The following is a 5,233-nucleotide window of genomic DNA, read 5'->3' as shown; positions in this document are numbered from 1 at the left end:
CTATTGCTTTGACCGCTTCTGCTTTAAATTCTTCACTGTATCTTTTAGCTTTCTTTGTCATGGTAAACTCCTAATTGTCTTCCTTAGTTTACCAAGTTTTTATCTACGGTTTTTTCAGCATAGCTCATTCTACCATTATTATGTGAATAACTTGGAAAGCCTGTCCCTTCTTTAAAACAACTTCCGGTTGAGATCGTTTTTATACCAGTGCTTGCTAGTGCTCCAATGAAACATGCTAAATGTCCTGGACTAGTATAGCGTCTTTTAGTATTAGAAAATGAGTATGCTACTTTTATATTGTTTTTATTGTAATTTAGGCTGTCAGGCATTCTAACTAAAATTATATCGCTTTGTTGTGCTATGAATAATCTCCAAAAATACTTTATGAAACGCCCCGGGATTGTCGGAGACTCAACTTTCTGAGAGAATACGACAATGAAAACACGAAACTATACCCCTGAAATGAAAGAGCGAGCCGTCCGTATGCTAATTGAAGCTAAAGACGACTACCCATCCACATGGTCAGCCATCAAAGCCATAGCGCCAAAGATAGGTTGCACGCCTGAGACCCTACGATCATGGCATAAAAAGCACATTGATAAAACCATTCCTGCAAAGATTCAAGCTCAAAGCCAAGCCGAGCGTATCAAAGATCTTGAACGTGAGAACAGAGAATTAAAGCAAGCTAATGAGATCATAAGGAAAGCCGCCGCTTTTTTCGCCCAGGCGGAAATAGACCGCCCAACCAAGTAATGATTGATTTTATTGACGACCACAAGCACCAATATGGGGTCAAGCCAATCTGTGAAATATTACCAATTGCCTCATCAACCTACTACCGCATAAAAGACTTAAACGACAATCCGGAGAAACGTTCACAGCGTAGTTGTCATGATGAATTCTATCTTAATGAGATTAAACGTATTTGGACCCAAAGTAAGTGTCGTTATGGCGCTCGTAAAGTCTGGAAACAGATGAAGGCAGAGGGTATACATCCTGCACGCTGCACTGTAGAGCGGTTAATGCGTCAGCATAGCATGCAGGGTACTTGGCGAGGTGAAGGTAAGATAACCACTAAGTCTCGTGATGATCAAATACGGGCAGACGACTTAGTTAATCGTAACTTTAATGCCCATAGACCGAACCAGCTATGGGTGGCTGACTTTACCTACGTTAAAACGCTGAGTGGTTGGGTATATACCGCCTTTATCATTGATGTGTTTGCCCGTAGTATTGTTGGCTGGAAGGTGTCTAATCGTATGAACACCGATATGGTGATGGCAGCGTTAAATCAAGCAATTGCAAACAGAAACAACCCAAAAGATGTGATCCATCATAGTGATAGAGGTGTTCAGTATTTATCCATTCGCTATACGGATAAGATGGCTGATTCTGGCGTTATTGCATCTGTTGGCACGACAGGTGATTCATACGATAATGCATTAGCTGAAACGGTTAACGGGCTTTATAAAACGGAGGTGATTGAGTATTTAAAACAGCAGTGGCAAGGTGTGAGCGATGTTGAATTAGCAACTCTTGAATGGGTCGATTGGTTTAACAAAACACGTTTGCATAGTACGATTGGTTATGTGTCGCCTTTTGAGTTTGAGAGACGATACTATGATAGTCTTATTGAGTCAGACAAAGCTGCCTGACTCAAGCAATCAACTCTCCGATATAGTCGGGGCGGTTCATTATCTATTGAATATATTATTTAATGTTATATATTTGTTCAAAATACATTTTTGTAAACTTAAAACATAAGTATCCACTATCTTCGTCTCGATATGTAGATATATCTCCATCTATACAGAATTCGTTAGAATCTTTATCAAAAGTTAATGTCTTATAATTAACTAAGTATTTGAAAGGATAAACTACATTATTTTTTGGATTTATAACTACTATATAACCAAAATTGTTCTCAGGTACAACTAAAACCTTATCACGATCAAAATTTACAGTTTTATCAGTATTGTTATAAAATATTAAATTATCATTGCTACAAAAATCTTCCTCACCATAGTCATATTTACATTCTTCATTGCCATTAATTAATATTTTATACTTTGAGTCTTTGGAGTGTACTGAGATGCAACTGCACATAAAAACTAAAAATATAGCAAATACAAATCTCATAAAATACTCCTAGAATAATTTTTCATCAACCGACATGATTCTTTCAAAAGCTTCTTCTGAACTTGAGCCTTTAGATATTAAAGTTTTGTAATCGCTATTCATATCCTCTAATGCTTTTATTACTAAAGCTGATGGAGTATAAGCTAATAAAAGTTTCGAGACTTAGCTTCGCTATCGCGCGGAGTATCTCTAATTTCAAGGTATCGATCATGGCAGCGTTGCTGATCGAGCTGTGCATTTCTAAGTTTATTTTCTATATTGTTCATTAAAGGCACTAAGTTGTCTTCCCAAACTATCGTGTCGGGTAGATCATGTTCTTCAATATAAGGTAGGATATCTTCTTGAAAATATTTGAGCCAAGCACAGGCTTCAATTGCATCAAAACCGTATGGATCATAGACCAGTATCTGTAGATATTGATAAGCTTTACGAAGCTCTGCTAAGTTGTTGGATGGCACATCACCGTAAAAATCATTTGTCCAATAGAATAAATAATCTAACAGGTATTCTTTTACCTTGTATAGTCTTGCTCTATCAGCGTTTTGCATAAGCTGTGGAGAAAGTTTCTTAAAATCATTATCATTTATATGGTCTGAAAAAAAATCTTCGATATAGACTTGTTTGATCTCATTGGCATTAATCTCTAATGCTTTTTCAAAGCAGAACTCTTGGATTTGAAGAATTTCCTTTTTACTGACTTTAAGAACATCTTTGAAAAACTTGTCAGAGTAATTGAAACTCCAAACATATAAATCCGCACATGCATACGGTTGACCCTGTTTGGCTAACTTAAATATGGTTTGATACCCCGAGTTCGTTATATCTTGTTCCTGTTCATGCCACGTTTGATAAACTGCCCATACATATCGAGCATTTTTCTCATTCGGATCTTTAGCATATTGTTCTAATAAAGCCAGCTTATTCTCATCTTCATTCATAAGACTAATGTTACTGGCTCTTAGACTTAATGCTTCTTCGTAGCTTAAAGGTTGATCAACAGGTAGTTTAAGCTCTTCGCGAATCTCTGTAAAAGTTTTCGCAGTTGTATTTTTAGATGACGAGTCGTTATTATTGTACATTTCTACTTCCTCAGTCACTTTAATGAATTTGTCACAAGCGCTTAAGATTGAGAGGGATATAATAGTTGCTATTATCAGTAATATATGTCGATACACAGCTTATTTACCTTATATAATGATGGCACTATTAAAAACTCTAAAATGTCCTAACATTCTACGCTCTGCACTCTGAACTTCACCCTTTTTCCATCTTGCACAGCTATACACGTTCGGATTAGTTGAATACCAAGTTAAAGAAGTTGGCGCATAAACGGTACCAATATCTTTATGCTCAGACAGGTATTGTCCAATGGTCTTTGACGTACCATTACCAGCATTACAAGAAACAAGTACCAGAGTTTTGTTTTTTATGTAGCCTTGCTCCCTAATTAGCTTTTCAACAAATGTACTAACGGCTATCTTCTTTTTAGATACAGTATTGTGTTGGTTGATATTAATAATGTTACTACCTACCTGTAGAATTGAACTTGATGCATGAGCAAAAATATAGAAATATTGATTGGGTAGATAGCCACCATCTAAAAGCTTTTTAATAGTTTTATGAAAATTGTTTTCGTGGCTTCCAAATCCATTGATATATTTATACTTACTAGTACTACCTGTATTCGGTTTTAATTTTAGTAAATTTTTGAATGTAATGAGTTTAGCACCATCAGGAACAATAGGAACTGAATTTAACTTTTTGCCATCTTTGATATACTTATTGTAATCTGTTTTGAAGCTTGCATTCTTCATTTTTAAAGCCTCTATCACTTTTTTCTCTGTACTTATGTCCTTTGCTGTTAAAACTTTACCTTTGTTTTTACTAGCTGCTGATGCAACGTTTTCTTCAACTAATAAAGGTGGAACAGCACCTATATCTTGAGAGTAAGTACGACCCCTCTCAGGTAAAATTTCAAGCATGGCATCTGGCTGAGGTTTATCCACTCTACCAGAGCGATCAGATTGGCCTAATATTACATCACCCGTTAATGCATCTATCAGGCGATAACGGCGATTTTTTAATACTTTACCAGTATCGTTATCAACTAAATAGTTATTTCGCTCGATGACAGAATCAGCAAATTGTAGTACTTTGGTCTGAGATATACCTCCACCCACCAGCCCCTTCTTAACCGCCTGAATCTTAATCGTCCCTGGGCACACAAACTTAACCCCGCTCTCATCAATCGTTAACGATGCCCCGCCGCTAGTTTGTACCTTAATACGAGTCGGAGAGGTCACATGCGCCTCACCCGACTCACTACCTATCATCAACCCTTGTTGGCTATGCAGTTGTAACTCACCGCCTTGCGCCTGTATCGCCAGCGGCTTAGTATTTGCACTCACATGAAAGCCTGACTTAGATGCTTGTCCAGACACACCTGCAAGAGACGTTAACGTATCGCCAAGTAGCTGATAACTACCGCCCACCATATCCGACTGAGTTAACCCAGACTGTCTAACCACACTCTTAGCCGTAAACAGCGTGTTTCGGCTTGATGCCAACAGACTGTCTTTGCTCACCAGCATCACATCAGGCGCACCAAGCGTCTCCACACCGAGCGTCTCATCAATAACCTGAGCCGTCTCTTTAAACGCTTTTATCTGCGCATCTACATCTTGAGACGACTGCAAATGACCTTGCTTCGCCTCACTATAACTATCAGATAGCGTATAGCCTATATCCAGCTGACGAGCCCCCGCATCATTGACCCAAGCTGACTCATGACGGCTTTGAGAATGGCGTATCCCAAACGTCGATAACAAAACACCATTATCCCCTGACAGCTGTAAACCTTTATCACTTGCCACCTCAAACCCAGCACCACGAATACTAGACTGATGATTACCAAAGCGGTGACGCAGTACACCCAGCTCTATCACATGCTCACTTGGGGAGAACACACCCTTATCACTTGATGTCGGTGTACTGGCATTGGCTTTATCCTGCGTATTGACTGACCACTGAAGCCCAAGCTTATGTGGCGTATCATCAAACAGCAGATTGGTTTCAGAATCACTATCCAGCCCAA

General features: G+C 38.5%; 4 protein-coding genes and 1 other annotated feature. Of the genes, 1 reads left to right on the top strand and 3 read right to left on the bottom strand.

All coding sequences use genetic code 11. The annotated features are described in order from the left end of the window. Positions 1-435: 435 nt before the first annotated feature. A protein-coding gene (locus AC2SLT_RS12965; protein WP_486548070.1) for an IS3 family transposase occupies positions 436-1,655 on the top strand; the annotation gives its coding sequence in 2 pieces (ribosomal slippage) (positions 436-724 and positions 724-1,655; 1,221 coding nt in all). Then, positions 711-827 (top strand) — a sequence feature (AL1L pseudoknot). Its footprint overlaps the gene before it by 117 nt. Before the next feature lie 55 nt (positions 1,656-1,710). On the opposite strand, the gene AC2SLT_RS12960 is transcribed toward AC2SLT_RS12965, so the two are convergent. From AC2SLT_RS12960 to AC2SLT_RS12950, 3 genes are all read right to left on the bottom strand, one after another. Beyond that, on the bottom strand, positions 1,711-2,139 hold the full coding sequence (locus tag AC2SLT_RS12960; RefSeq protein ID WP_486548069.1) for a hypothetical protein: 429 nt from the start codon (positions 2,137-2,139) through the stop codon (positions 1,711-1,713). A gap of 143 nt (positions 2,140-2,282) precedes the next feature. Beyond that, positions 2,283-3,218: a hypothetical protein gene (locus AC2SLT_RS12955; RefSeq protein ID WP_486548068.1), complete on the bottom strand. Its 936-nt coding sequence runs from the start codon at positions 3,216-3,218 to the stop codon at positions 2,283-2,285. 108 nt (positions 3,219-3,326) lie between these two features. Beyond that, positions 3,327-5,233, bottom strand: a 1,907-nt coding sequence (locus AC2SLT_RS12950) for a DUF2345 domain-containing protein (protein ID WP_486548067.1), incomplete at its 5' end; no start/stop codon positions are given.

The sequence above is a fragment of the Psychrobacter sp. CX18 genome, assembly GCF_057396215.1.
Note: the sequence above shows the minus strand (reverse complement) of the source record. Positions and strands in the feature narration are given on the sequence as shown.

Bases quoted from the DNA above. Each gene is read 5' to 3' on its own strand.
- AC2SLT_RS12960 (WP_486548069.1), bottom strand. From the start codon at position 2,139: ATGAGATTTGTATTTGCTATATTTTTAGTTTTTATGTGCAGTTGCATC.
- AC2SLT_RS12955 (WP_486548068.1), bottom strand. From the start codon at position 3,218: ATGTACAATAATAACGACTCGTCATCTAAAAATACAACTGCGAAAACT.